The following is a 26,534-nucleotide window of genomic DNA, read 5'->3' as shown; positions in this document are numbered from 1 at the left end:
GTCCTTTCAGTCCGAAAACCCGAAGAACACGTCTTCCAGCGAGGGCTCGTGCATTTTGATGTCGAGCACGCGCGCCCCAAAGGGGGCCAGTGCGGCCAGCACGGCCATTTTTTGCTCGCGCGGGCAGGCCAGGCGCAAGCCCTGGGCGGTTGGCTCGGGGGTGGCTGCCGTGGCGTGTTCTAGCGCCTGCGCGATGGCGGGCGTGTCTCCTGCTTGCAGTTGCAGCTCAAACACCAGGGGCATGTGGGTTTGCTCGCGCAGTGCCTGCACGCTGCCCACGGCCTGCACTTTTCCGGCCGATAAAATCGCCAGGCGCCCGACGCGCTCTTGCAGTTCGGCCAGGATGTGGGAGGTGATGATGATGGTCACGCCTTCGGCCTGCAGGCCGCGCAGCGTGGCATAAAAGTCGCGGATGGCTTGCGGGTCGAGGCCACTGGTGGGCTCGTCCAGAAACAGCACCTGGGGCGAGCCCAGTAGCGCCTGCGCAAAGCCCAGGCGCTGGCGCATGCCCTTGGAGTACTCGCGCACCGGACGCTTGCCCGCATGGGCCAAACCCACCCGATCAAGTGCTGGCTGGCACTGCGCCAGGGGGGCGCCCTTGAGCTTGGCAAAAAAACGCAGGGTTTCGAGGCCGCTCAGGTTGTCATAGAGCACCACGTTCTCGGGTAGGTAGCCCAGGTGGCGGCGCGCAGCCCGAAAACCGCGTCCGCGAACTGAAGCACCGCCGACCAGGATCTCGCCGCTGGTGGCCGGGATCAGGCCAAGCATCATTTTGAACAGCGTGCTTTTGCCCGCGCCGTTGTGGCCGATGAGGCCAAAAATTTCGCCGCGCGCGATGTCCAGGTCTACCCCGTCCACCGCATGCAAAGCGCCGTAATGTTTGGTCACGCCGCGCAGCGAAACCGCCATGCTGTTATTGACCGGGGAAATGCTTGCCACGCCACTCACTCCAATTTTGATGGGTCGGAACCATGCGCGGCTTGGGGTCAACGACCGAGGGCACGCGAAGGATCGGAAATTGCTGGCCCACCAGGCGCAATGCCTGCACTGCGGGGCTGGCCAGCAACAATTTCATGCTCGGATAGCGCCAGCTGAGCCGGTCCACCATGTCGTTGGCTTCATAGGGTACGTCGCCCACGCCGTTGCCGTCGCGATCCCACCCCAGGTAGTTGGCCCAGTGGTTGCCGCTCTCGACGCCCCAGCGTTCGTCGCGTGCGCCCACATAGCGCACCTGTTCGCGGTTGCCGATGAAGTCATTGCCCTCGACCACGTTGCGCGTGGACCCGGCGGACAAATGCACGCCCACCACGTTGTCCACCACCAGGTTGTTTTTCAGCTCGGCGTATTCGACGTCGTAGATGAAAAAGCCCCGGTTGTTGCCTGCCACCACATTGTTCTCGACCACCGAGTCCTGCACCGAGCGCAGCATGATGCCGTGGTCGGAGTTGCCCCAGGCCCGGTTGCCACGCACCACCTGGTCGCGCACTTCCATCAGCGCCAGGCCGCCCCGGTTGTAGTAGGTTTCGTTGTTTTCCCAGACGTTGTAGTACGAGGTCATGTAGTGCGTGCCATAGCGGCTGTGATGCAGCTTGTTGCCCCGGAACACGGCGTGGTGCGATACGTCCACATACAGCGCATCGCGTACGAAGCTGACGTTGTTGTGCAGGATCTGCGCACGCTGGGTGTTGTAGAGCTGAATGCCGTTGCCGCGCTTGGCCGAATTGAAATCGCGCTTGCCCGTGATGAGGTTGCCCTCAATGCGCACGTCGTTGACCTTCTCGATCCACAGGCCAAACAGGTTGTAGGTCAGGTCGCAGTTTTGCACTACCGCGCGGTGTGCCCCGGGGTAGAGGTAGATGCCGGCGTTTTGATCCTGGAGGCTGCTACCAGAGTCGCGCACGATCAGGCCCTCTATGACCACGTCGGGAGCCGTCACGCGGATGGTGTCGCCACTCAACCCGCCACTGAGCGTGGGTCGGTTCAGGCCGCGCAGCGTGAGTGGTTTGTCGATCAGCAGGTTGGCACGGTACAGGCCGCGTTCTACCTCGATCACGTCACCGGCCGCGGCGGCGGCAACGGCAGCTTGCAGATCCTGCCCCGGATGGACGATGACCGTGGCAGCGCCTGCGGGCTGTGCAACTATCCAGCCCAGCATGGCAGCGCAGACCAGCCGCAGCATGACACCCTTCATGGCACCAGCCAGCCCATGGATTTGAATGCCAGGAACAACACGGCACCGATCATCAGGTTTTTGAAACCCACGTAGCTCACCATGTCCATGACACCGGCAACACGGTACTGGTCGCGCCACCACAGGCCGTCTTTAACGTAGCGTTTACCAGAGAGGCGAATGAGTACTTCATAGACGCTCCAGCCAAACCACCAGCCAATGATCGCGCCGGACGACAGCGTGCCCATGGCCGTCATCAACCAGGCCACCGTCGCGGCCGCGGCAAGCGAGAGGCCCGCGATTTGCAGCGCACGCTGCGATCGCCAGCCGTCAACGCTCCATGGCCACAGGTGATCGCGCACTTCCAGCCACAGCCATTGCAGGCCGCGCGCGCCGTTTTTATGCGCTGGCAGCGTAGGAGGCGTTGGCATGCGCGGATCGGGGCCTTGGGCCGCTTTGGCGCTGATCTGCTCGGTGAAGCTGGTCGCCGGGTGGATCGGAATGAAGTAGCCGTTGACGCCAATCGGCGTGATCTCCAGGCCGTCTTTTTCGCGGCGCTTGCGTTCCTTGGCCAGGGGCGGGCAGCCCTTGGTGTCGGTGTACAGGATCATGCAGTCCAGGCAATGCAGGCACTCGCGGTGGTCGATGCGGCCGTCTGCGTCAATCGCCTGTGCACCGCAGCCCACGGCGCAGGCCTTGCAGCTGTTGCAGTCCTGCTTGCGCTTGAGGCCGAACCAGCGGAACGTGCTGGGCATGGCCAGCGATGCGCCCAGCGGGCAGATGTATTTGCAGTAGGGCCGCTCGATGAAGATGGACACGCCCAGGATGGCGGCCACGAACAGGCCGTAGGGCCAGGCGCGGTTCATCACGCCGACCAGGAAGGTGGTCTTGAAGGGCTCGACCTCGGACAGTTTTTCCGCCAGGCCCATGGAGAACATGGACACGGCGAGTAAAAAGAAGAAGACGGCGTATTTGATCCATTTCAGGCGGTCATGCCACTTCTGCGGCAGCTGGGTCTGGAAACGCTTCAGACCCACCGCCCGGGCGATCTTGTAGATGGCTTCCTGCAGCGAACCGAACGGGCACATCCAGCCGCAGAACAGGCCGCGGCCAAACAGGAACACCGTGACGATGATGAAGATCCAGAACAGGAAAATAAACGGGTCGGACAGGAACAGCGACCAGGTCCACTGGAACAGCAACGAATGGAACCAGGTCAGTACCTGGGTGATGGAGGGCTGGGCCATATAGCCAAACCCGACCCAGAAGATGCTGATGGCCCAGAACGTGTATTTGAAGGCGTTCACCGGCCACTTGTTCTTGTGCGTGGACAGCCGCGTGAGCTTTTCGCGCAAGGCATAAACCACGGTGACGGCCACCAGCAACAGCGCGAACAGGCTGATGGGCAGGGCCTGAGACTTCCAGATGCGCACCCAGGGGGCGTCGGGCTCCTTGACCACGGGGCGACCGCCCTCCAGGCTGCTGGCGGGAAGCCAGTATTTGGACTCGAACACTGCAAAACTGCGGTGGCCCGTGGCGCGGTCCACCCGGTTGCCCAGGAAGGCCAGCTTCCAGGGGTAGGCGGCAGAGAACGAATGCGAGCGGATGATGAAGATGGCAGATTCGGTATAGCGCGGCGCGCCCGCAGCCTCCAGGCCGTAGAGGTTGTACGAATCAAGGTCGCGGAAGGTGAAGGAGTCCGCTCCCTGCTTGACCTGCACGCGGTCGTAAATGCCACCGCGCACGAAGCCCGAACCCTTGAAGGATTCCTGGCCGCCCGTCTTGATGATGAACAGCGCGTTCTCACCCTCCTTCAGGCGCGAGCGAAGATTCTCAAAACCGCGGTCGCCCAGCAGGCTGCGGGCAATGTCGGGGTGGTTTAGGTCGCCAAACCACATTTCGATGAAAGGCTCGGGGCCGCGCGGCAGACCCACCTGCTCGGGCTTGACGAACAGCCGCTGCACCACGCCCATTTGCTCGAGTTGCGCCCAGTCGTACTTCTGGCCGGTGGTGACGAAGCGCGCGGGCTCGCGCACCGTGGGCGCGATGATGCCGGTCTGGCGTGCCACGGCGGCGCCCGCAGCCATGACCACCTGGTTTTGCGCAACGACAGTGACGGTGGCGCCTGATATGGCGTCCAGTCCAATCACGTTCTCGTCGGGGCGCGAGGGACCGACCTCGATGGTGTCGGTGACCGACTTACCCAGGTACTGGTTGTTGAAATTGATAAGGGCGGATTCGGGAATGCCCAGCAGCAGGATGGGCTCGGAATGCTTGAGCACCTTCACGCCGACGAAATGGCCCTGGGTGTCCATCCCGATGAGCGTGACCACCGGCTTGCCCGAATAAGCGGGCGTGTCGGTGATGTCGGTGGACAGCATCACGTAGCCCAGCAGCTTCTTCTGGGCCGAGTCGTTGTCGTAAGCCTCCACATAGGGCGGCTGGCCCTTGCGGTCGGAAAAATGCGTGGCACCCGGAAAAACCTCGGCACAAGGCAACAGCGAGCACATGGCAGGCGTGGTGGCCAGGTTGTCAGGCAGTTCCGCCTCGTAGGCACTGGCGTGGGCGCGGGGCGCCAGCAGGGCGAGCGCCATGAACAGTGCAAAACAGAAGGCTGCGAACCGTGGACCGAGGGAGGGCATAAATACTATCCAAACAATAGCAGGTACCGCTTGCAGAACCTGCGTTACAGGCCAACTTGACCTAAATCCCCTGGGGCATGCCCCAGGGGATTGCACGTCATCAGGCCTCGACGATCATGCGCGTGCGCATCTCCAGGTGCAACGCATGGCAGAAGGTGGAGCAGTAGGCCCAGAACACACCGGGCTTGTCGGCAATGAAGGTCACCGACTTGGTCTCCAGCGGGTTGATCACGAACTGGATGTTGTACTTGGGCACAGCGAAGCCGTGGGTCAAGTCTTCGATCTTGTCGAGATTGGTAAGGATCAGCGTGACTTCATCGCCCTTCTTCACTGTGAATTCACGCAGGCTGAAGGCAGGCGCCTGGGACGTGAGTTTCACCGTGACCTTCTTGCCATTGCGGAAGACACCGGATTCCTTGGCGTCCTTGACGGCCAAGGGGAACTCGTTCAGGTCATACACCTGCTTGGGCTTGACGATGTCACGCTTGAAGATGATGAAGTCGTGGGGCTCGCCGCGTACCGGGTGGTCGGCCAGCAGCACCATCTTGTCGCCGGAGATGTCGATCAGTTGCTCGTTCTCGGGGTGGAAGGGGCCCACCGGCAGAAAACGGTCCTTGGAGAACTTGCAGCCCACGGCGAGGTACTTGCCGTCGGCGGCGATGGTCTCGGAGTGCGTGGCATTGATGTGGCCGGGCTGGTAGTGCACGTCCAGGCGGTCTACCACGTACTTCGCGTTCTTGTCGCCCGCATGGAACTTGATGGCCGCTTCCACGTTCCACTTGACCACCTGGCTGTCCAGGAAAAGTGTGGTGTAGGCGTTGCCGCGGCCGTCGAAAGCCGTGTGCAGCGGGCCCAGTCCGATTTCCACCTCGGCGACGATGGCGTCGTCGATTTTCTCCATCTTACCGTCGAACCAGTCCAGCACCTTGGTCAACTCGATCACGGTGGCCGTAGGCGACAGTTTGCCGGCGCAGATGAAGTATTTCTGGTCGGGGCTGGCGTTCACGCCGTGGGGGTTCTTGGGAACGCTCACATAGGCGGTAAGGGCCGTCTTGGCGTCCTTGTTGGCCTCGCGGGTGCCGTCCACGACAGGCACCTTGGACGCGCCGTACGTCTTGAACTTGCCGGCCTTCACTGCCTCTTCGATGCGGGCAACGTTGAAGAACAGGCAGGCATCGCGCTCGGCCGACATCATGTCTTCGTAGTGGACGCCGTTTTCGGTGTTGTACTGGTTGGTGGCAGCCAGTTTGCCGTCGAACGAAGTCGCCGTCAGGTCACAGTTGCCGTCGATCAGCACCTGCCAGCGCACTTCCATGGTTTCTGCGTCCACGCAGGTGAACAGCGAGCGGTACTTCTCGGCTGCGTTCACATCCTTGCCATCGTTGGGCAGGGGAATGCCGAATTCGGCGCCGCAGAACACGCGCGTGGTGTAGTTGATGGCCTGATCGACCGGGTCGCGCTTGTCGGGGAAAATGCCGTGAAAGCCCTGCACGTTGGGCAGTTCGGTGATCTTGTCGCAGATGAAGTAATCGAGGCGGATGCGCGCAATACGGCTGTTGATCTTGTCGTTGACCCAAGCGTAGCGGCCATCGTAGTTTCCGTCCTTGTAGGAGCCATGCAGGTGGTGGGTGTCAGCCACGGTGTAGCGCAGGCTACCGTCGGCCTTGGTGCCCATGACGGCCTTGGATTCATTGGTAACGCCCCAGCCCACCAGCGCATCGGGCACGAAGCAGGGGATGCGCAGAAGCTCGCGACCGGAAGGCAGGCCCAGCACGCGCACGTCGCCGTTGTGGCCGCCGCTCCACAGGCCATAGTATGTGTCGAGTTCACCGGGTTTGAGGTGCGTTGCATTCGCTCCACCGGAGTGGGCTGCAGCAGGTGCCGCGACAGGGCCCGATGCTGCTTGTGCTGGCGCATTGGCTGGCTTGTCGTTGCAAGCTGCCACACCGGCAGTCAGGCCTGCCAGTGCCGCGGTATTGATGAAACGGCGACGGCCGATACCGACGGTTTCTGGTTTGACTTCTCTCTTATCGCTCATGGTTCACCTCTTTAGGATTGGCTCAGAAAAAACGGGGGGGCCCGCGCCGGTGGTGGCGCTGCAGTTGCAGCAACAGCGCGGGGAAAGGAACGCAAGCAGGGAAGGGGCGCAACCGCAGGCGTTGCTGGCGGCAGCGAATAAGCGTCGGTGGGAGGCACGCCGCCTACCAGGCACAGGGGGCAGTTCTGTGTATCAGCGTCGGATTCGATAGCGCCCTCGTCGGTGAGGGCGAAGAACTTCAGGGCACCAGAGGTGGTGCAGACGACATCCAGCATCTTGGGCTGGAATATTGGCGTCGCAGTGGCTGCGCCGAGCGACATCAAAAACCACGCCAGCACCCACAAACGGAATCGGGCCATGGGATTGGTTGTGTTCATGGAGGTCGAATATAGGTTCATTCAAAGTGAATCAAATTGATCTAAGTCACATATTGACGGCCGAAAGGAGGGCGCTTGTCAAGCCGGTCGGTCTATAGTGTGGGCGTTGTCCACCATGCATCGCATCCTGCTTGTTCTTATGATGTTCACCGGGTGTGTCGTTCCGGCAGGGTTGAGTTGGGATGGGATGCCTTGCAAAGTGGCTGGACGGTGCGCCCTGGCATTGCCTTGGTGCGCTCAGAGCCTTCCTGGCCTTGCCAGGAGCTTTTTCCGTTCTTCTTTTTATTGACCTTGAGTACAGGAATATCCCCATGAAAAAACTATCTGGTTTGGTTGCACTTGCGGCTCTCTCTTTGGCACTCGGTGCCTGTGGCGACAAGAAGTCGACTGAAGCGGCCGCGCCGTCGGCAGCACCGGCCGCAGCACCCGCACCTGCACCTGTAGCCGCTCCAGCACCAGCCGCCGCTCCTGCTGCGGCACCTGTAGCGGAAAACTCGGTCGGCAAGAGTGTGTATGGAAAAACTTGTGCCCTGTGCCATGGCGCTGGCGTGGCGGGTGCTCCCAAGCCCGGTGACAAGGCCGACTGGGGCCCGCGCATTGCCCAGGGCAAGGACCTGCTGTACAAGCACGCGATTGAGGGTTTCACGGGTGCCAAGGGCATGATGCCGGCGCGTGGCGGTGGTACATCCTTGACCGATGATGAAGTGAAGGCCGCTGTGGACTTCATGGCTGATCAATCCATCTGATCCGGACGCACCATGAAATCCGCTGAATCGACGATGTTCAGCCCGACCAGGCGCCGGGTGGCCATGGCGCTCCCCTTGCTGGGGTGCGTGTCGTGGGCTTCGGCGGCCCCGGTTTCCCGGGCGCCGCAACGTGAATCGCGTGCCTTGATGGGCACGCAGGTCGATATCGTGGTGGATGGTGGTGGCGAGCCTTTGCTGCGCCATGCTGTTGATCACGCCTATGCTGAAATGGCGCGGCTGGAAGCGCTTTTCAGTCGCTACCAGCCTGACAGCGTGGTCAGCCGCATCAGCGCTGCAGCCGGTGTTCAGCCGGTAGCCGTTCCGTCAGAAGTGATGGCGGTGCTCAAAACGTCGCAGCAGTTGTTCCGGCTCAGTGGTGGTGCCTTCGACGTCACCGTGGGTTCCCTCAAGGGGTGGAGCTTCGAGGCCGGCCGAAAGACGGTTCCGCCCGCTGGCGTGTTGGCACGACAACGGCAACTGGTCGATGCCCGTCGCCTGGTGCTGGACGAGCAGGCGGGCACTGCCTATCTCGCCCGGCAGGGCATGGCCCTGGATCTGGGGGGCATTGCCAAACTGCCCATCCTGGAAGCCGGCATGCGGGTGTTGCGCCAGCAGGGCGTAAGCAACGCACTCATCAACGGTGGCGGCGACGTGCTGGTGATGGGGCAGCTGCAGGGGCGTCCATGGCGTGTGGGTCTGCGTGATCCGCGTGCGCCAGAGCGCCTGCTGGGTGCGCTGTCTGTTGAGGGCCAGGCGGTGGTGGCATCGTCGGGTGACTACGAGCGCTATTTCTTCGTGGGTGGCAAGCGCGAGCACCATATTCTGGATCCCCGCACGGGATACCCAACCGTCGGTGTGCATGGCGTCAGTTTGCTGGCCCGTGACGTGGCGCAGGTGAATGGTCTGGGTGCTGCCATGATGGTGCAAGGCCCGCAGGGCGGAAAAGCGCTGGTGGCACGCCAGCCGGGGGTCGAGGCGCTGGTGGTCTCTGGCGACCGCGGCGCTTGGTATTCCCCGGGCATGGCCGCGGCACTGTCACGCGGGACTGCTTGAAAGCGACCGGGCGACTTCTTCAGGTGCCAGGGGCTTGTGCTTGCTCGCACCGCACCTGAAGAAGCTCGCGTTCATCGAGTGAGCTGCCAAAGCGCACCGCGCTCAGACAGCCTCCCCACACACACCCCGTGTCCAGCCCCAGGCAATGCGGGCGGTTCAGCCAGCCCAGCGTGGACCAGTGTCCGAAGGCGATCAAGGTATCGGCCGTGGAACGGCCAGGCACGTCAAACCAGGGCATCAACCCGGGTGGTGCAGCACTGGCGCTCTCGGTGCTATCAAAATCCATGACCCCCTGGGCTGAGCAAAAACGCAGCCGTGTGAGTGCATTCACAATCACGCGCAAGCGGTCCGGGCCCGTCAAGGAAGCGTTCCAATGATCCGGGGTGTTGCCATACATCTGCTGCAGAAATGCCGGCAGATCGGCGCTCTGCAAAACACGGTGCACTTCGTCGGCCAGATCCAGGGTTTCGGCCGCAGTCCAGGCGGGCAGCACGCCCGCGTGCACCATCAGCAAAGGTGTTCCACCGTAAACATGCTGGCGGGCCAGCGGCTGCAGGCGCAGCCATTGCAGCAGCGCGTCGCGGTCAGGGGCCTCCAGAATGCTGGCCAGCGTGTCGCGTCGCGAGGGTTTGCGGGCGCCATGTGCGGCCGCCAGCAGATGCAGGTCGTGGTTGCCCAGCAGGGGGCGCAGGGCATCGCCGTGCGCCATGCATCGGCGCAGCACGGCGGCGGAGTCGGGGCCCCGGTTGACGAGATCGCCCAGAAGGTAGACGGTATCCCTGCTCGCAGAAAAACCGATCAGGTCGAGCAGACGCCCCAATGCGCTGTCGCAACCCTGGATATCGCCAATACAGTAAAGTGCCATGGTGTTCGTTTTACCTTTTGATTCATGGATTTTCTGCTGATCGCGCTGCTGACACTGCTCAACGGCGTGTTTGCCATGTCGGAACTCGCTTTGGCTTCCAGCCGCAAATCCAGGCTCGCTGCCATGGCGGAGGGCGGTGACAAGGGGGCTCAGGCTGCCCTTACCTTACTCGACAATCCCACGCAGTTCCTGTCGTCGGTGCAGGTAGGCATCACATCCATTGGCATGATCAACGGCATCATTGGCGAGGCCGCGTTCAGCAGCCGCCTGGGTGTGTGGTTGCAGACCATGGGGGTGCCGGAAAGCGCGGCCAGCGTGAGCGCCACGGCCATCGTGGTCACGGTCATCACCTTCATCACCATTGTGTTTGGCGAATTGGTGCCCAAGCGCATTGGCCAGCTTTACCCCGAAACCGTTGCGCGGTTTGTGGCGCGCCCCATGACGTGGGTGGCACAAGGCGCCAAGCCCTTTGTGCGCCTGCTGTCGCTGTCCACGCAGGGCGTGCTCAAACTGCTGCGGGTGGACAACGATGCGGGCCGAATGGTGACCGAAGAAGAAATCACCGCAAGCCTTGATGAGGGGCGTGATGCGGGCGTTATCGAGCATCACGAGCACCAGATGGTGCAAAACGTGTTTCGTCTGGACGACAGGCCCCTGACGTCGCTGATGGTGCCGCGCACCGATGTTCAATGGCTCGATGCCAGCCTGACCGTGCTGGAAGGCCTGCGCATGGCGGGCACTGGCGGCGAACAGGGCGCCCATTCGTGGTACCCGGTGTGTCGCGGTTCGCTTGACGAGGTGGTGGGTGTAATCAGCGTGGCGCGCATGCTGGAGTTGGGCCCTGAGGCTCCCGGCACTGTGGAGTCTTATGCGCAGCCTGCAGCTTTTCTGCCCGAAACGCTGAGTGGAATGGAATTGCTGGAGCAGTTCCGTGCACGGTCGGGCCGCATGATATTTGTGGTGGATGAATATGGTGTCGTGCAAGGCATCATGACGCCGCGCGATTTGCTGGAAGCCATTACCGGGGAACTGCAGCCGGGCGCATCGGCTGATGCCTGGGCGACGATGCGCGACGACGGAACCTGGTTATTGGACGGTTTGATGCCCGTGACCGAACTCAAGGCAAGGCTCGATATTCGGGATTTGCCCGAAGAAGACCGTGGGCGCTATAACACGCTGGCGGGCCTTCTGATGGCCGAATCCGGCCATTTGCCTGCAGTAGCCGAGCGTATTGCCTGTGCCGGGTGGATATTTGAAATTCTGGATCTGGATGGAAAGCGAATTGACAAGGTGCTCGCGCAACCCGACTCCCTGGCGCAGGAAGGCTGAATATCCAGCGCGCCGCACAGGATCGGAAAATTTTGTTGAAATTGACTCGTAGTTTGAAGAGTGCCTGCACAAAGCTGACATTATTCTTATAATGCAGACTTCTTCAAAACCACCTTTAACTACACACCATGTCCAGCTACAAAGAACTCCTGAAGCAGCGCGAAGCCCTTGAGCAGAAGATCAATGAAGCCCGGCGCAATGAGCTGTCGGAAGCGGTCTCGCAAGTTCGTGCTTTGGTGACGGAGTTTGGCCTCACCGCGCAGGATGTTTTTCCAGCAGGCAAGGCACGCAGCGCCAGCGCTGGTTCCAAGGTAGCCCCCAAATACCGCAACCCTGCCACCGGACAGACCTGGACCGGCCGTGGCAAGGCCCCCAAGTGGATTCAAAATGAGAACCGTGAGCAGTTCGCCATTTAATCCATTTCTGCATTCGTTCAAAAAGTCCGCCTTGGCGGACTTTTTTATGGCCATTCACTCCGCAAGGGGTGGGTGGCAATTGCCGCGGTGGCGCGCATGGCTGCCCGCCCGCTTTGTCTTGATCGGCCGCAATAACGTGCGATAAAGCATAAATGGATGCGCGTATTACCCGGCCTGTCATTCCCTGGTTCTGAACGAAGACGGCAGAATCTGCTGCGACCTGATTGAAATAGCACAAGCGTTCTATTTGTAACGCTGCACACTTGAGAGCTCACGGTATTGCATGGCAGGCCCGCTGTGGCAGCAATGGGCAATAGCGGGTGCAACGCCCGTGCGGGGCCGACTCCCATCTCGCACGTGAAACAGTATGGCGCCTGTTTCTGTATGGCCCCACGATTGCACCGCCCGGTGAGACTGCCAGAATAGGCCTTGTTGTTCCTTACCGGAGTTCACCATGGCCTCGTCGTCCAAGCCCGCCCGCCACGCTTTTGCCTCCACGCTGAAGAGTTTCAAGACTGCGTCCGGCAAAGCAGGCCAGTTGTATTCTCTGCCCGCGCTGGCCAGGCAGTTTCCACAGGTCAACCGATTGCCCGTGTCGATTCGCATCGTGCTCGAATCGGTGCTGCGCAATTGCGATGGGCGCAAAGTGACTGCCGAGCATGTGCAACAACTCGCCCAATGGGCGCCCCAGGCCGCGCGCAAGGATGAGATCCCGTTTGTCGTTTCGCGCGTGGTGTTGCAGGACTTCACCGGTGTGCCGCTGCTGGCCGACCTGGCCGCCATGCGCAGCGTGGCTGCCAAGCTGGGCAAGAACCCCAAGAAGATCGAGCCTCTGGTGCCCGTGGACTTGGTGGTGGACCACTCCATCATGGTCGATCACTACGGCCAGAAGAATTCGCTCGACCTGAACATGAAGCTCGAATTTCAGCGCAACCGCGAGCGCTACGAGTTCATGAAATGGGGCATGCAGGCCTTTGACACCTTTGGCGTGGTGCCGCCGGGCTTTGGCATCGTGCACCAGGTCAACCTCGAATACCTGGCGCGCGGCGTGCACAAGCGCAAGGAGGGCTACGCGTCGGCGAAGGCCGGCGCACTCCCTGTGTACTACCCCGACACCCTGGTGGGCACCGACAGCCACACCACCATGATCAACGGCATTGGCGTGGTGGGCTGGGGCGTGGGCGGCATCGAGGCCGAAGCCGCCATGCTGGGCCAGCCGGTGTATCTTTTGACCCCCGATGTGGTGGGCATGGAACTCACCGGCCAGCTGCGCGAAGGCGTCACCGCCACTGACCTGGTGCTCACCGTGACCGAAATCCTGCGCCAGCACAAGGTGGTGGGCAAGTTTGTCGAATTTTTTGGCGAGGGCACGCGCACCCTGGCGCTGCCCGATCGCGCCACCATTGGCAACATGGCGCCAGAATATGGTGCCACCATGGGCTTTTTCCCGGTGGACGAGCGAACCATCGAGTACTTCAAGGGCACGGGCCGCACCAAGAGTGAGATCGAAGCATTCGAGGCCTATTTCAGGGCCCAAGGGCTGTTTGGCGTGCCGCTGGCGGGCGAGGTGGATTACTCGCAGGTCGTGAAGCTCGACCTGGGGCAAGTCACCCCCAGCCTGGCTGGCCCCAAGCGCCCGCAAGACCGCATCGAGCTGGGCAAGGTGGCGGGCCAGTTTGCCGACCTGTTCAGCAAGTCCAATGCCGACAACGGCTTCAACCGCCCAGCCGATTTGCTGCACACGCGCTTTCACATCCACCGCCGCGATGAGGTGGTGGTTGGCGCCACGCCAGATGGCAAGCCCACCCCCATGGGGGCGCCGCGCTTTGTGGCCGAGATGGAGTCCAACAAGCCGGCGCTGGCCACTGCGCATGAAGAGGCCAGCGCGGCCACGCTGCCTGCCAAGGGCACCGACCCCACAGTGGGCAATGGCGACGTGCTGATTGCTGCCATCACCAGCTGCACCAACACCAGCAACCCCAGCGTGCTGCTGGCGGCTGGCCTGCTGGCCAAGAAAGCCGTGGAGGCGGGGCTCAGGGTGCAGCCGCACATCAAGACTTCGCTCGCACCCGGCTCGCGCATCGTCACCGAATACCTGCGTGAAACCGGGCTGCTGCCGTATCTGGAAAAGCTGGGTTTTGCACTGGCCGGTTACGGCTGCACCACCTGTATCGGCAATGCGGGCGACCTCACGCCCGAACTCAACGAGGCCATCACCAGCAACGACCTGGTGTGCGCCGCCGTGCTGTCGGGCAACCGCAACTTCGAGGCGCGCATCCACCCCAATCTCAAGGCCAACTTTCTGGCCAGCCCGCCACTGGTGGTGGCCTATGCGATCGCCGGCACGGTGCTCAGGGACCTGATGACCGAGCCCGTGGGCCAGGGCAAGGGGGGCAAAGACATTTACCTGGGCGACATCTGGCCGAGCAGCGACGAGATTCACCGGCTCATGAAGTTCGCCATGAAGGGCAAGGCCTTTCGCGAAAACTACGCCAAGGTCGCCACCGACCCTGGCAAGCTGTGGAAAAAAATCAAGGGGGTGGCCGGCACCACCTACACCTGGCCTGCCAGCACCTACATTGCCGAGCCGCCATTTTTTGCCAATTTCGCTCTCGAAAAAGGAGCTACTAGCGCAGAAGGGGTGGGCGCTACAGGCCAAAATGGTCAGATAACAGTGCAGGGTGCCCGCATCATGGCGCTGTTTGGCGATTCCATCACCACCGACCATATCTCGCCCGCTGGCTCCATCAAGACCAGCTCGCCCGCCGGCCAGTGGCTGGTGCAGCACGGTGTGCAAAAGGCCGACTTCAACAGCTACGGCGCGCGCCGCGGCAACCACGATGTGATGGTGCGCGGCACCTTCGCCAACGTGCGCATCAAGAACCTCATGATTGCACCCACGGCCGATGGCTCGCGCGAGGAAGGCGGCGTCACGGTGTTCCAGAACGAGGGGCCGCTGCGGGGCGAGAAGATGTTCATCTTTGACGCGGCCATGCAATACATGGCACAAGAGACACCCACGGTGGTGTTTGCCGGCGAGGAATACGGCACCGGCTCCAGCCGTGACTGGGCCGCCAAAGGCACGCAGCTGCTGGGCATCAAGGCCGTGGTGGCGCGCAGTTTTGAGCGCATCCACCGCTCCAACCTGGTGGGCATGGGCGTGCTGCCCCTGCAGTTCAAGGGCGGCGATTCGTGGCAATCGCTGGGCCTGACAGGTGCCGAGGTGATTGATGTGCTGCCCGACGCCGCGCTCACCCCGCAAAGCGATGCCACGCTGGTCATTCACCGCGAAGACGGCACGCGCCAGCAAGTGGTGGTCACGCTGCGCATCGACACGCCGATCGAAGTGGACTACTACCGGGCGGGTGGCATCTTGCCGTTCGTGCTGCGCCAGCTGCTGGCGGGCTCCTGACAGGGCCAAACGCCAAAACGACAAAGCGTAAAAACGCCCAAACACCCAAGCGCCCAAACGCGCGCGACCCGGCCGGGCGTCGGCGGCGCGCGGCACAATGGGAGGATGAGAAAACAGTTGTTGATCGCGGGGGGCGGCATTGGCGGTTTGGCAGCCTCCCTGGGTGCATCGCGCGCGGGGTGGGAGGTGCGGCTGTATGAGCGCGCCGCCGCATTCACCGAGGTGGGTGCAGGCGTGCAGTTGGGGCCCAATGTGGTGCGCCGCCTGCAGGCTTGGGGTTTGCAGCGGCCGCTGCAGGATGTGGCGGTATTTCCTGAGCGGCTGCAGGTTCGCAGCGCACTCACGGGCCATGAGCTGGCTGCGCTGCCCCTGGGCGCCACCGCGATAGAGCGCTACGGCGCGGCCTACGCCACCATCCACCGTGCCGACCTGCATGGCCTGCTGCTGGCCGCCGTTGGCAAATACACCGACACGCAATTTCATCTGGACCACGCAATCGACCGCTTCACCGACGCCGAGGGCGTGGTGACGGTGCGCACCAGCCGTGGCAAGGACGTGGAAGGCGATGCCCTGTTGGGGGCTGATGGCCTGTGGAGCCGCATCCGTACACAGCTGCTGGGCGAGCAGCATCCCCGCGTGTCGGGCCACCTGGCTTACCGCGCCCTGGTGCCGCAGCAGGCGCTGCCCAAGGCGTTGCGCACCCGCCACGTCACTGCGTGGCTGGGGCCGCGCCTGCATGTGGTGCAGTACCCCGTGCGCCGGGGCGAGCTGCAGAACCTGGTGGTCATCGTGCAGGGCCCCGCGCCGAACGACCTGGAAAACTGGGACCACGCGGCCAACAGCGCCGACCTGGAAACGGCGCTAAAGGGCACCTGCACAGCGCTGCAGCAGGTGGTGCGCGGTGTGGTCCAGGCAGGCGGTGGCTGGCGCCTGTGGCCGCTGTGCGACCGCCCGCCCGTGCGCGGGCCGAACGAGATGGCCCAGGGCGTGGTGGCCTTGCTGGGCGACGCCGCCCACCCCATGCGCCCGTATCTGGCCCAAGGCGCGGGCATGGCCATTGAAGACGCCGCCGAGCTGCAACGCGCGCTGGCCATGCACGACCTGGATGTGCCGCTGCGCCTGCGCCGCTACGCGCTCAACCGCTGGCAGCGCAACGCGCGCGTGCAGGCCCGCTCCACGCGCAACGGCCGCATCTTTCACGCCACGGGCCCCGTGCGCTGGGCGCGCGACGCTTCGCTGCGCCTGCTGGGCGAGCGGCTGCTGGACGTGCCCTGGCTGTACCGGGGCGATGGCTCCAGCGCCAGCTCTCTCTAGTTGTGGGTGGTTGATTGCTATTAATAATATAGCTTTTGGCGCTTTATTCATAAGCGCTGGCGTGCGTTTTATGCCAAATCTTTGCCCTGCACGCCGGGGTGTTGCAGCAGCGGCGATGCCGGCAGCCAGCGGAACGCGATGGAGCCGAGTGCCAACAGCGCGGCAATGGTGGCCATCACCGCGCGGTAGGGCTCCAGCCCCAGGCCCTGCGCCCAGTCGGCGACCCAGCCGGTGAGCGACTGCACCAGGCCCACGCCCAGAAACATGGCCATGGTGAACACCGACAGCGCGCGCCCGGTCAGGTCGGGCGGGTACGACGAGCGCACGTCCGAATACTGCAGCACCGAATAGCCCGACAGCACCGCAATGCACACCACCAGGGCCAGGTTCAGCGTGGCGTGGTGCACCAGCCCCACGCACAGGTACAGGGCCGCCACCAGCAGCGAAAAGTTGGCCATCCAGGCGCGCCGGCGTGCCGGGCCGGGGTCGATGCGGCCAAAAAAGGCCGGGCTGAACAGTGAAATCAGCGACATGCCCAGGGCCATGTTGCCGCTCTCGACCAGCGTGAACGCATAGCGGTCGATCAGCATCGGGCCAATCCACAGCCCGCGCAGCGCCAGAAACGAGGCGTAGCCCACCATGCCCAGCAGCAAGATGCCCAGCGTGTGCGGCAGCATGAACAGCGCGCCGTAGCGGCGCACGGCGGTGCCCCAGCGCTCGCGTGCAGGTGCCGGGCCGGCCAGGGCGGGCTCGTGCACGCGGCGCCAGATCAAGAGCCACGCCAGCGCCGACAGCACGGCCAGCAGCACAAAGCCGCTGCGCCAACCCCACTGCTGCACCAGCCAGGCCAGCGGCGTGCCGGTGAGCAGCAGGCCCAGCCCGCCCACGCCCATGCCCACGCCCGACAGAAATGCAAAGCGCGAAGCCGGAAAATACCGCGCAATGAACACCGTGCAGGCCAGAAAGGCGGGCGCGCAGCCCACGCCAATGAGCAGCTGCCCCAGCATCAGCCAGCCGTAGTTGGGCGCCCAGGCCGACACGGCCGCGCCGGCAATGGCCAGCGGAAAGGCGCTGAGCAGTGTGCGGCGCAGGCCATACAGGTCCATGCCGATGCCCATGAAAAATTGCGTCACGCCAAACGACAGGCCAAACAGCCCGGCAAACGCCCCCAGCGACGCCGGCGAAAGGCCAAAGTCGCCCTGCAGGCCCGGAGCCATGATGGCGGTGACGGTGCGGTAGGCCTGGCTCAGCGCAAAGGCCGAGAGCAGCGCCAGCAGCATGAACCACAGCGTGGCCTTCGATGGTGGCAGGGGGGCCTCTGGCGTGGCAGGCGGCGCGGGCGGCGGGTGTGTGGGGGCGGTGTCGGGATGGGGCACAGGCGGTGAAGCGGAAATGGTTGCGGGGCGGGGCGTCGTGCGCAGGTAGCAGACTACCAGCCGCCGCGTGCAGGCGCTGTCGCGGTGGTGGCACTCTGCTTTTAATAGCTGCTCGCGCTTTATACACAAGGGCTAGAGGCCGATTTGGCTCAAATTTTACAGATCGGTGCGCAGTTTCCAGATTTCGGGAAACAGCACCACATCCAGCATCTTGCGCAGGTAGCTCACGCCGCCGGTGCCGCCCGTGCCGCGCTTGAAGCCGATGATGCGTTCCACCGTGGTCACATGGCGAAAGCGCCAGAGGCGAAAGGCGTCTTCGAGGTCGGTGAGCTCCTCGCCCAGCTGGTACAGGTCCCAGTGCTGCGCGGGGTCGCGGTACACGGTGAGCCAGGCGCGCTCCACCGCATCGCTTTCGGCGTAGGGCAGCGTCCAGTCGCGGTCGGTGTGGCTGGCGGGCACGGGAAGGCCGCGCCGGGCCAGCAGGCGCAGGGCTTCGTCGTACAACGATGGGGCCTCGAAGGCGGCCTGCACCTGGGCCAGCAGGTCGGGTCGGTGGGCGTGGGGCTGCAGCATGGCGCGGTTTTTGTTGCCCAGGGCGAATTCGATGCTGCGGTACTGGTAGCTCTGAAACCCGCTGGAGCTGCCCAGATAGGGCCGCATGGCGCTGTATTCGGGCGGCGTCATGGTGGCCAGCACGTCCCAGGCGTGCACCAGCTGCTCCATGATCTTTGACACGCGCGCCAGCATCTTGAACGCGGGCTGCAACGCATCGCCTGCGATGTGGCCGATGGCGGCGCGCAGCTCGTGCAGCATGAGCTTCATCCACAGCTCGCTGGTCTGGTGCTGCACGATGAACAGCATCTCGTCGTGCGCGGGCGACAGCGGTTTTTGCGCGCTGAGGATGGCGTCCAGCTGCAGGTAGTCGCCGTAGCTCATGCTCTGGCTGAAGTCGAGCTGGGCGCGCTCGGCATGCACGATGGATTCGGGCGTTGCGCTGGCAGGGTTTTGGGAAAAGGGGCACATGGCGGGGTTCCTTCTCGGTCAGGTCACGGCGTGGCGCTGGTTGAATTCGGGGCGCTGCCATTCGGCGGTGTCCAGCACCTGGCGCAGATGCTCCACGGCATTCCACACGTCTTCAAAGCCGATGTACAGCGGCGTGAAACCAAAGCGCAGGATGTCCTTGTGCGGGCCATTGCCGCCGTCGCCTCGACGGAAGTCGCCAATCACACCGCGTGCGATCAGCGCCTGCACGATGGCGTAGGCGCCGCTGCCCTGTCCGTTCACGCCTGCGCCTTCGTCACGGGTCCAGCACACCTGCGAGCCGCGCCGGGCATGCTCGCGCGGGGTGGCCAGGCCCAGGCCGTGGCCTGCGCAGCGTTCTTCCACCAGCTGGATGAACAGGTCGGTCAGCGCCAGCGACTTGGTGCGCAGCGCCGCCATGCCGCCCAGGGCTTCGGCGGCAGTGAACACATCCAGCCCGCATTGCAGGGCCGACAGGCTGATGATGGGCTGCGTGCCGCACAGATAGCGCGTGATGCCCGGTGCGGGCTGGTAGTCGGGTGTGAATGCAAATGGCGTGGCGTGGCCCCACCAGCCCGACAGTGGCTGCATGAACTTCAAATCCGGCCGGCTGGCATGGCGCGGGTGCACCCACACAAACGCCGGTGCGCCCGGGCCGCCGTTCAAATACTTGTAGCCGCAGCCAATCGAAAAATCAGTGTCCGCGCCGTGCAGATCGACGGGCACCGCACCCGCGCTGTGCGCCAGGTCCCACACGCACAGGATGCCGGCTGCATGGGCGGCGGCGGTGGTGGCGGCCATGTCGTGCATGGCGCCGGTGCGGTAGTTCACATGCGTGAGCATGAGTACGGCCACATCGCTGGTGAGGGCGGTGGCAATGTCCTGGGGCTCCACCAGCACCAACTCCAGCCCGCGCTCCTTGCACAGACCTTCGGCAATGTAGAGGTCAGTGGGGAAGTTGCTGCGCTCGCTCACGATGCGGCGGCGCGCGGGGCTGTCTTCGCGGGCGATGTTCAGCGCCGCGCTCAGTACCTTGTAAAGATTGATGGAGGTGCTGTCGGTGCACACCACCTCATTCGGGCCCGCGCCGATCAAAGGGGCCAGCTGGTTGCCCAGGCGTTGGGGCAGGTCAAACCAGCTGGCGGTGTTCCAGGACTGGATGAGGTCGGCCCCCCATTCGCGCGTGACCACGTCGGCCACGCGGGCGGCGGTGGCCTTGGGAAGCACGCCCAGCGAATTGCCATCGAGGTAGATCACGCCTGCGGGCAGGCTGAAGTGATCGCGCAACGGCGCCAGCGGGTCTTGTGCATCCAGGGTGCGGCAGTCTTGGTGGGTGGTGGTCATGGCAGCCAAGGTTAGTTGCTACTATTGTGATAGCTGTTGGCGCTTATCGCATAAGCGCCAGAGGCCAAAAAGGCTTGAAACCGGTGCATCACAGCGTGCGCAGAACGGCGCGCACGGGCGAGGCATCGGCGGTGGTCAGCTTGAGCGGCAAGGCGATGAGTTCGTAGTCGCCCTCGGGCACTTCGTCGAGCACCAGGTTTTCCAGCACGCGCAGGTTGCGGCGGCGGATGACCTGGTGGCTGGGAAGCTGCTTGCTGTCGGCCGGGTCGATGCTGGCGGTGTCAATGCCCACCAGCAGCACGCCCAGGTCGGCCAGGCGTTCAATGGTGTCGGGGGCGTAGGCGGTGATCTGGCCGTCCCATTGCATGGGGGCTTTGGCGTAAGTGCGCACCAGCACGCGCTGCGGCAGGGTGGCGTCCACGGCGTGGGCAATGTGCTGCCACTCGATCAGCGGGCCGCAGCCGATGGCGTGCACCACGCGGCAGGGGCCCAGAAACGCGTCGAGTGACACATCCCCAATGGCGGCGCCGCGCTCGTCGTAGTGCAACGGCGCGTCGGCGTGGGCGCCCACATGGGGCGACATCGTGATGGCGCTGACGTTGACGGGGCAATCTGGCGCCATGGTGGCGCACCAATGCTGCTGGTAAGGCGTGTCGCCGGGAAACACCGGTGTGCCGGCGTGGACAGTGGGGGAAATGTCCCAGAGCTTTTGCATGGACCACAAGGTAGCGCGCTGGCCCGTTCGTGGTGTCGCTTTATGGCAACGCGGGCCGAAATCCGATCACCGTGAAGCGGGTGAATGGATTTGCGCAGCATCAAGAAAGCGCTTTTCTGCCATCGAAGCCGCCTCCGTTCATCTGGTTGAGATCATAAAATGAGAACTATTTTCATTTAGAAGCTGGTGAAGCCCTTGACCGATCTGCCCCGCAGCGCTGCCGCCGCCCCCGCCCGTGAACAGCCCCTTGGCCTGGCCGATCTGCCGCTGCGCGTGGATGCCTGGGTGAGCGCGTTGCGCATGGATGTCGCGCCCCAGGATGGCGATGTGCTGCTGCGGCTGCTGGAAATCGGTTTTCTGCCGGGTGAGCGCGTGCGTGTGGTGGCGCGGGCGTTTCCGGCAGGCGACCCGCTGGCCGTGCGCGTGGGGCGCACCACCTTTGCCCTGCGCCGGCGCGAGGCGGCGCTGGTGGGTGTCAGCACCACGGCACCGGTGGGTGAGGTGCAGGCATGAACGCGCCGGCCGCCCCCCTGAGCCTGGCGCTGTTGGGCCACCCCAACAGCGGCAAGACTGCCCTGTTCAACCTGCTCACCGGAAGCCGCCAGAAGGTGGCCAACTATGCCGGCGTGACCGTGGAGCGCAAAGAGGGCCTGCTCACCACCCCCTCGGGCCAGCGTGTGCGCGTGCTCGATCTGCCGGGCGCTTACAGCCTCAACGCCCTGAGCGCCGACGAGGCCGTCACGCGGGACGTGGTCACGGGCCAGCGTGCTGGCGAGGCGGCGCCCGACCTGCTGGTGTGCGTGGTCGATGCGACCAACCTGCAGCTTGGTCTGCGCATGGTGCTGGAGACGCAGGCCATGGGCATCGCCATGGTGCTGGCGCTCAACATGAGCGACGCCGCGCGCCGCGCGGGCATCACCATCGACCGCGCCGTGCTCGAGCGCGAGCTGGGTATGCCCGTGGTGGAAACCGTGGGCATCCGCAAGGGCGGGGCGCATGAGCTGCTGCAGTTTCTTGATGGCTGGCGTGCCCAGGGCGCGGTGCAGGCCCGGCCCTGGCAGCCCCAGGGCATGGAGCAGGTGCTGAAAACCCAGCAGGAGGCACGCCGCATCCTGCGCCTTGCGGTGCACGAGCCAGCCGAACCGATGCGCCTGGACGACGCCATTGATCGCGTGGTGCTGCACCCGCTGTGGGGCATGCTGCTGCTGGCGGCCACCATGTTCCTGATGTTCCAGGCGGTGTTCAGCTGGGCCGCGCCGCCCATGGAGGCCATCAAGGACGGCGCCGAGGCGCTGGGCCAGTGGGTGCATGCCAGGCTGCCCGATGGCGCGCTGCGCAGCCTGCTGGTTGATGGCATCCTGGCCGGCGTGGGCGGGGTGCTGGTGTTTTTGCCGCAGATCCTGATCTTGTTTCTGTTTATCCTGGCGCTCGAAGACTCGGGCTATCTGCCACGGGCGGCCTTTCTGCTGGACCGCCTCATGGGCACGGTGGGGCTGTCGGGCCGCTCGTTCATCCCGCTGCTGTCCAGCTTTGCCTGCGCCATACCGGGCATCATGGCCACGCGCACCATCACCCACTGGCGCGAGCGGCTGGTCACCATCATGATCGCGCCGCTCATGACCTGCTCGGCGCGCCTGCCGGTGTATGCGCTGCTGATCGCCGCCTTCATTCCTGCGCGCACCGTGTGGGGCGTTTTCAGCCTGCAGGGCCTGGTGATGTTCGCGCTGTACATGGGCGGCATCCTGAGCGCCATGGCCGTGGCGGCGGTGCTGAAGATCTGGCGCGGCCCCATGCGGGCCACGCCCCTGCTGATGGAGCTGCCGCCGTACCGGTTGCCCAACCTGCGCAGCCTGGCGCGGGGCCTGTACGAGCGGGCCACGATTTTTTTGAAGCGCGTGGGCGGCATCATCCTGGCGCTCACGGTGCTGCTGTGGTTTCTGTCGTCGTATCCGGCCGCACCCGAGGGGGCCGTGGGCCCGGCCATCCAGTACAGCTTTGCCGGGCAACTGGGCCGCGCGCTGGAGGTCATCTTTGCGCCCCTGGGTTTCACCTGGCAGATTGCCGTGGCGCTGGTGCCCGGCATGGCGGCGCGCGAGGTGGTGGTGAGTGCGCTGGGCACGGTGTATGCCCTGTCGGCCTCGGGTGACGATGTGGCGGCCCAGCTGGGGCCGCTGATCGCCCAGCAATGGTCGCTGGCCACGGCGCTGTCCCTGCTGGTGTGGTTTGTGTTTGCTCCCCAGTGCCTGTCAACGCTGGCCACGGTGCGGCGCGAGACCAACTCGTGGCGCTTGGCCTTGCTGATGGCCGCGTATCTTTTTGGGCTGGCGTATGGCGCCAGCTGGCTGACCTACCGGTTGGCGCTGGCGTGGGGAGGCGCCTGACCATGTGGCAAGACATTGCGGTGGGAGCCATCGTGGCCCTGGCAGCGGGCTATGCGGCGTGGTACTGGTTGCCCGCTGCGCTGCGCAGGCGCCTGGGCGCTTTGCGGCCAGGGCTGGGCAAGGCACCGTCTTGCGGGGCTTGCAGCGATTGCGGGGGCTGCGCTACGCCCTTGCACGCACCCGATGCGCAGTCGCCGCAGCGCAAGGCGGTGTGGATAGCCCCGAAGCGCTGATGGGTGGAACGGGCGCAGCGCGTCTTATCAGGTCTGTATGGACCGGGGACATTGTTAACAGGTGTGCGAGGACATGGTTAACACTTTCGGTGAACTTCGCCGGAGGTCTATATGCCATGGAAGGCTTGCAACACCATGAACCTGAGACAGGAATTCGTTGAGCTGGCAAGGCAAGAAGGGGCCAACGTGCGTGAGCTGTGCCGACGCTTTGGCATCAGTGCCCCAACCGCGTACAAGTGGCTCAATCGCTTTGAAGAGCAAGGCAGTGAGGGGCTGGTAGATCGATCGCGCAGGCCCCGCAACAGTCCAAGCAGCTCCTCACCGCAGGTAGAGGCGGCCGTCATCGCGGTACGCACCGAGCACCCCTCGTGGGGCGGGCGCAAGATCAGCTGGCGTTTGCAGCATCTGGGTGGGCCCTGTGTGGCTCCCAGCACCGCCACCTCCATCCTGCGCCGCCACGGCCTGATCACGTCCGAGGCCAGCGAAGCGGCCAAGCCCTGGCAGCGGTTCGAACGTGAAGAGCCCAACGCACTGTGGCAAGCCGACTTCAAGGGTCACTTTCAGACTCTTCAGGGGCGCTGTTCGCCGCTGACCATGCTGGATGATCACTCGCGCTTTAACCTGGCTTTGCAGGCCTGCGGCAAGACTGCCACCGAGGTCGTTCAAGCGCACATGACAGAAGTATTCAGGCGCTATGGCCTGCCCGCGCAGATCAACTTCGACAACGGCGCTCCCTGGGGCTCACCAAGTGCGCCGGGCCAGCTCACAGTACTGGGCGTGTGGCTGGTACAACTGGGCATTCACGTCAGTCACAGCCGACCCTACCACCCGCAAACCAATGGCAAGGACGAGCGCTTCCATCGAACACTGGAGATCGAGGTGCTCAAGGGACGGTGCTTTGAGAGCTTGGAGAGGGTACAGGCGGCGCTGGATCGCTGGCGTGCGGTCTACAACCATCAGCGCCCGCACCAAGCACTGCATGGAGCTACACCGGTCACGTGCTATCGGCCCAGCAAGATAGCGTTCCCGGAGCAATTGAGCCTGCCCGAGTACAGCAGTGAAGACGAAGTGAGCACGGTCGACTGGAACGGGATCCTGAAGTTCAGGGGCAAGCGATACAAGCTGAGCAATGCCCTGCATCGCCACAAGGTGGGTATCCGGCCCAAGCAGGACAAGGACGGCTGCTTTGAGGTGTTCTTCGCACACCATCGCTGCTTGGTAATTGACCTGGCTGACACCGAGGCCGTTTAATCAGATCTGTAAACCATGTGTCCGCACACCTGTTAACAATGTCCCCGGTCCATACACAGGTCAAAAGAGCTGGATCTTCCCCAAAAATTGTTGTTACATTTGCAAAACAACGGCTGCTCCTATGCGTGATGCGATTGCGGAGGGGGCGGTTTTTTTGCGCCCGTTTGTGGGCGACCATTTTTCGCCACCGCCGCACCTGCTCCATGACCGCCGAACCTGCTGCGCCAGCCCACTGGGTCGTTCGCATGAACTACCGCAATCGCAGCGTGTCCTGGCTGATCTTCGTTGCGGTTCTTTCGGTTCACTTTCTGGAGCGCGGTCATGGCCCCTGGGCATGGTGGCTCATGGTGCTGCAGTTTCTGGTTTATCCGCATGTGGTTTATTTGCGGGCCCGCCACGCCAGGGATTCGCTGACGGCGGAAATCCACAATCTGCTGCTGGACAACTTCTGTTTCGGTCTGTGGGCCGCAGCGCTTGGTTTTCCGCTGTGGATTGTTTTCACCCTGGTCATTTGCGGCTGCATCAACATGACTGCGTTCCGGGCGCTCAAGGGGGTGCTGCAGGCATTGGCGGCCGCAGCCGCCGGGGCGACGTTGATGGTGGCGCTGGACGGGTGGCGTTTTACCCCCGAGACCTCGCTGCGCGTCAGCCTCATGAGCATGCTGTGCCTGTCGGCATACCTGGTCTTGTTTGCCCGCGACGCCCACACCCGCACCGTCGCGCTCAGCGCCACGCGGGCCCGGCTGCGCCAGAGCGAAGCGGCGCTGCAAAGCCAGCTGCAGGCCATTCAGTCCTTGCAGGACCAGTTGACCGAGCAGGCCAATCGCGACCCGTTGACCGGCCTCTACAACCGCCGCTACCTCACCACGGCGCTGCAACGTGAAATCGACGCTTGCGCTCGCGAGGGCGCCACGCTGGCCCTGCTGCTGATCGATCTCGATCTTTTCAAACAGATCAACGACCGCCATGGTCACGCGGCCGGGGACGATGTCCTGTGCCAGATCTCGGCCCTGCTGCTGCAGTCCATGCGACCGAGCGACATCTGTTGCCGCTATGGCGGGGAAGAGTTTTTGCTGGTTTTGCCTGGCATGGGGCTGCAAACCGCCGTGGAGCGTGCGCAAGCCCTGCGCCAGCAGGTGGCCGAGCGGCGCTGGCTGGCCGATGGTCAACCGATTGGCGTCACGCTGTCGGTGGGGGTGGCTTGTGCACACAACGCCCGGGTGGCACCGGCGGCGCTGATCGACCTGGCGGACCGGGCGCTCTACCAGGCCAAGGCCGAGGGGCGCAACCGGGTGTGCGTGGCGGGGGATGCACCGACACAGGCGCCACAGGCCGATGGCATGTCAATGCCGCCGCTTCCGGTGCAGTAACGCACAGTCCTAACGCACGGGCCTTGCCGCGCCGTCAGGCCCAATACGCTTGGGCGGGGAAGGGCGGCAGCCCTTGGCGCATGCGCGCCCGGTCGCAGGCCTGGCTGCCAGCCGCAAACTCGCGACAGGGCGAGGGGCGCCATTCGTAGATGCCGCAGGCCGCCTGTGTGCCCACCTTGCCCGTGAGTGCCGCGCAGCGCGGCGGGCTGTGGTCGGTGCCGCGCATGCGGCTGGTGGCGCCCGTCACCTCCACCACCAGACCATCGGGCACGTCGCCGCCCATCTCCTGCGTTTCGTGCACCGAGAAGTCCACGCGAAAACTCGCGCAGCAGGCGCCGCAGGTGAGGCAGGGGTGGGTCATGCGCCTTGGCGGCCGAGCAAAAGGGTCGCCATGAGCGCTTTTTGCACGTGCATTCGGTTTTGGCTTCGGCCCACAGCCTGCGGCTGCTTCACATCCGCTGCGCGGATATGAGCCTGCGCCG

The 26,534-nt window shown here is 63.9% G+C and carries 23 protein-coding genes; 12 read left to right on the top strand and 11 right to left on the bottom strand.

All coding sequences use genetic code 11. The annotated features are described in order from the left end of the window. Positions 1 to 6: 6 nt before the first annotated feature. The 5 genes from B7Y64_RS02550 to B7Y64_RS02530 form a co-directional block, all read right to left on the bottom strand. Positions 7 to 909 carry an ABC transporter ATP-binding protein gene (locus B7Y64_RS02550; protein WP_291326984.1) on the bottom strand — a complete coding sequence of 301 codons (903 nt, stop codon included), beginning with the start codon at positions 907 to 909 and terminating at the stop codon, positions 7 to 9. A gap of 4 nt (positions 910 to 913) precedes the next feature. Continuing rightward, positions 914 to 2,191: a nitrous oxide reductase family maturation protein NosD gene (locus B7Y64_RS02545; protein ID WP_291326986.1), complete on the bottom strand. Its 1,278-nt coding sequence runs from the start codon at positions 2,189 to 2,191 to the stop codon at positions 914 to 916. Next, complete coding sequence (locus B7Y64_RS02540; RefSeq protein ID WP_291326988.1) at positions 2,188 to 4,812, bottom strand: NosR/NirI family protein; 2,625 nt, start codon at positions 4,810 to 4,812, stop codon at positions 2,188 to 2,190. Before B7Y64_RS02540 ends, B7Y64_RS02545 begins: the two co-directional genes overlap by 4 nt. Before the next feature lie 100 nt (positions 4,813 to 4,912). After that, entirely contained in the window at positions 4,913 to 6,850 is a 1,938-nt protein-coding gene (nosZ, locus tag B7Y64_RS02535) for a TAT-dependent nitrous-oxide reductase (RefSeq protein WP_291326990.1), read from the bottom strand. An 11-nt stretch (positions 6,851 to 6,861) separates the two neighbouring features. Beyond that, positions 6,862 to 7,227: a hypothetical protein gene (locus B7Y64_RS02530; RefSeq protein WP_291328305.1), complete on the bottom strand. Its 366-nt coding sequence runs from the start codon at positions 7,225 to 7,227 to the stop codon at positions 6,862 to 6,864. Between the two features lie 311 nt (positions 7,228 to 7,538). Here B7Y64_RS02530 and B7Y64_RS02525 point away from each other — a divergent pair, with 311 nt between their 5' ends. Together B7Y64_RS02525 and B7Y64_RS02520 are read left to right on the top strand one after the other, a co-directional pair. Then, a complete protein-coding gene (locus tag B7Y64_RS02525; RefSeq protein WP_291326657.1) occupies positions 7,539 to 7,973 on the top strand; it encodes a c-type cytochrome in 435 nt (144 codons plus the stop codon). A gap of 12 nt (positions 7,974 to 7,985) precedes the next feature. Then, the gene (locus B7Y64_RS02520) at positions 7,986 to 9,026 is read left to right on the top strand and encodes an FAD:protein FMN transferase (protein ID WP_291326655.1); all 1,041 of its coding nucleotides are present in this window, start codon (positions 7,986 to 7,988) and stop codon (positions 9,024 to 9,026) included. Between the two features lie 19 nt (positions 9,027 to 9,045). Here B7Y64_RS02520 and B7Y64_RS02515 read toward each other — a convergent pair whose 3' ends face one another. Next, positions 9,046 to 9,891 carry a symmetrical bis(5'-nucleosyl)-tetraphosphatase gene (locus B7Y64_RS02515; RefSeq protein ID WP_291328303.1) on the bottom strand — a complete coding sequence of 282 codons (846 nt, stop codon included), beginning with the start codon at positions 9,889 to 9,891 and terminating at the stop codon, positions 9,046 to 9,048. Between the two features lie 24 nt (positions 9,892 to 9,915). Here B7Y64_RS02515 and B7Y64_RS02510 point away from each other — a divergent pair, with 24 nt between their 5' ends. From B7Y64_RS02510 to B7Y64_RS02495, 4 genes are all read left to right on the top strand, one after another. After that, complete coding sequence (locus B7Y64_RS02510; protein WP_024816014.1) at positions 9,916 to 11,220, top strand: hemolysin family protein; 1,305 nt, start codon at positions 9,916 to 9,918, stop codon at positions 11,218 to 11,220. 128 nt (positions 11,221 to 11,348) lie between these two features. Further along, complete coding sequence (locus B7Y64_RS02505) at positions 11,349 to 11,636, top strand: H-NS histone family protein (protein ID WP_024816013.1); 288 nt, start codon at positions 11,349 to 11,351, stop codon at positions 11,634 to 11,636. A 454-nt stretch (positions 11,637 to 12,090) separates the two neighbouring features. Beyond that, positions 12,091 to 15,048, top strand: a complete 2,958-nt coding sequence (locus tag B7Y64_RS02500; protein ID WP_291328301.1) for an aconitate hydratase — start codon at positions 12,091 to 12,093, stop codon at positions 15,046 to 15,048. Between the two features lie 105 nt (positions 15,049 to 15,153). Next, the gene (locus B7Y64_RS02495) at positions 15,154 to 16,362 is read left to right on the top strand and encodes an FAD-dependent monooxygenase (RefSeq protein WP_291326057.1); all 1,209 of its coding nucleotides are present in this window, start codon (positions 15,154 to 15,156) and stop codon (positions 16,360 to 16,362) included. Between the two features lie 68 nt (positions 16,363 to 16,430). Here the strand turns inward: B7Y64_RS02495 and B7Y64_RS02490 are convergent, their stop codons facing one another. The 4 genes from B7Y64_RS02490 to kynB all read right to left on the bottom strand — a co-directional run bounded on the left by B7Y64_RS02490 (position 16,431) and on the right by kynB (position 20,817). Then, positions 16,431 to 17,672 (bottom strand): MFS transporter, encoded by a 1,242-nt coding sequence (locus B7Y64_RS02490; RefSeq protein WP_291326061.1) that lies wholly within the window; start codon positions 17,670 to 17,672, stop codon positions 16,431 to 16,433. A 222-nt stretch (positions 17,673 to 17,894) separates the two neighbouring features. Continuing rightward, positions 17,895 to 18,761, bottom strand: coding sequence for a tryptophan 2,3-dioxygenase (gene kynA / locus B7Y64_RS02485; protein ID WP_111864977.1), 867 nt, complete (start codon positions 18,759 to 18,761; stop codon positions 17,895 to 17,897). An 18-nt stretch (positions 18,762 to 18,779) separates the two neighbouring features. Beyond that, positions 18,780 to 20,102 (bottom strand): kynureninase, encoded by a 1,323-nt coding sequence (gene kynU, locus B7Y64_RS02480; protein ID WP_291326055.1) that lies wholly within the window; start codon positions 20,100 to 20,102, stop codon positions 18,780 to 18,782. An 88-nt stretch (positions 20,103 to 20,190) separates the two neighbouring features. Further along, complete coding sequence (kynB, locus tag B7Y64_RS02475; protein WP_291326053.1) at positions 20,191 to 20,817, bottom strand: arylformamidase; 627 nt, start codon at positions 20,815 to 20,817, stop codon at positions 20,191 to 20,193. Between kynB and B7Y64_RS02470 the strand changes: the two genes are divergently transcribed. The 6 genes from B7Y64_RS02470 to B7Y64_RS02445 all read left to right on the top strand — a co-directional run bounded on the left by B7Y64_RS02470 (position 20,816) and on the right by B7Y64_RS02445 (position 26,052). Continuing rightward, positions 20,816 to 20,980 carry a hypothetical protein gene (locus B7Y64_RS02470; RefSeq protein ID WP_291326051.1) on the top strand — a complete coding sequence of 55 codons (165 nt, stop codon included), beginning with the start codon at positions 20,816 to 20,818 and terminating at the stop codon, positions 20,978 to 20,980. The two genes, kynB and B7Y64_RS02470, sit on opposite strands and share 2 nt — an antisense overlap. 32 nt (positions 20,981 to 21,012) lie before the next feature. Then, the gene (locus tag B7Y64_RS02465) at positions 21,013 to 21,330 is read left to right on the top strand and encodes a FeoA family protein (RefSeq protein WP_291326049.1); all 318 of its coding nucleotides are present in this window, start codon (positions 21,013 to 21,015) and stop codon (positions 21,328 to 21,330) included. Beyond that, entirely contained in the window at positions 21,327 to 23,198 is a 1,872-nt protein-coding gene (feoB, locus tag B7Y64_RS02460; RefSeq protein WP_291326047.1) for a ferrous iron transport protein B, read from the top strand. Before B7Y64_RS02465 ends, feoB begins: the two co-directional genes overlap by 4 nt. A 2-nt stretch (positions 23,199 to 23,200) precedes the next feature. Beyond that, a complete protein-coding gene (locus B7Y64_RS02455) occupies positions 23,201 to 23,431 on the top strand; it encodes a hypothetical protein (RefSeq protein WP_024816004.1) in 231 nt (76 codons plus the stop codon). Positions 23,432 to 23,542: 111 nt separating this feature from the next. Beyond that, entirely contained in the window at positions 23,543 to 24,682 is a 1,140-nt protein-coding gene (locus B7Y64_RS02450; RefSeq protein WP_024813185.1) for an IS481 family transposase, read from the top strand. A gap of 203 nt (positions 24,683 to 24,885) precedes the next feature. Continuing rightward, entirely contained in the window at positions 24,886 to 26,052 is a 1,167-nt protein-coding gene (locus B7Y64_RS02445; protein ID WP_291325117.1) for a sensor domain-containing diguanylate cyclase, read from the top strand. A 34-nt stretch (positions 26,053 to 26,086) separates the two neighbouring features. Here the strand turns inward: B7Y64_RS02445 and B7Y64_RS02440 are convergent, their stop codons facing one another. After that, the gene (locus B7Y64_RS02440) at positions 26,087 to 26,413 is read right to left on the bottom strand and encodes a YkgJ family cysteine cluster protein (protein WP_291325116.1); all 327 of its coding nucleotides are present in this window, start codon (positions 26,411 to 26,413) and stop codon (positions 26,087 to 26,089) included. Positions 26,414 to 26,534 lie beyond the last annotated feature (121 nt).

It is taken from the genome of Acidovorax sp. 35-64-16 (assembly GCF_002281195.1).
Classification (GTDB): Bacteria; Pseudomonadota; Gammaproteobacteria; order Burkholderiales; family Burkholderiaceae_C; genus Acidovorax; species Acidovorax defluvii.
The sequence above is the reverse complement of the archived record's forward strand: the minus strand, read 5'-3'. Positions and strand labels throughout refer to the sequence as shown.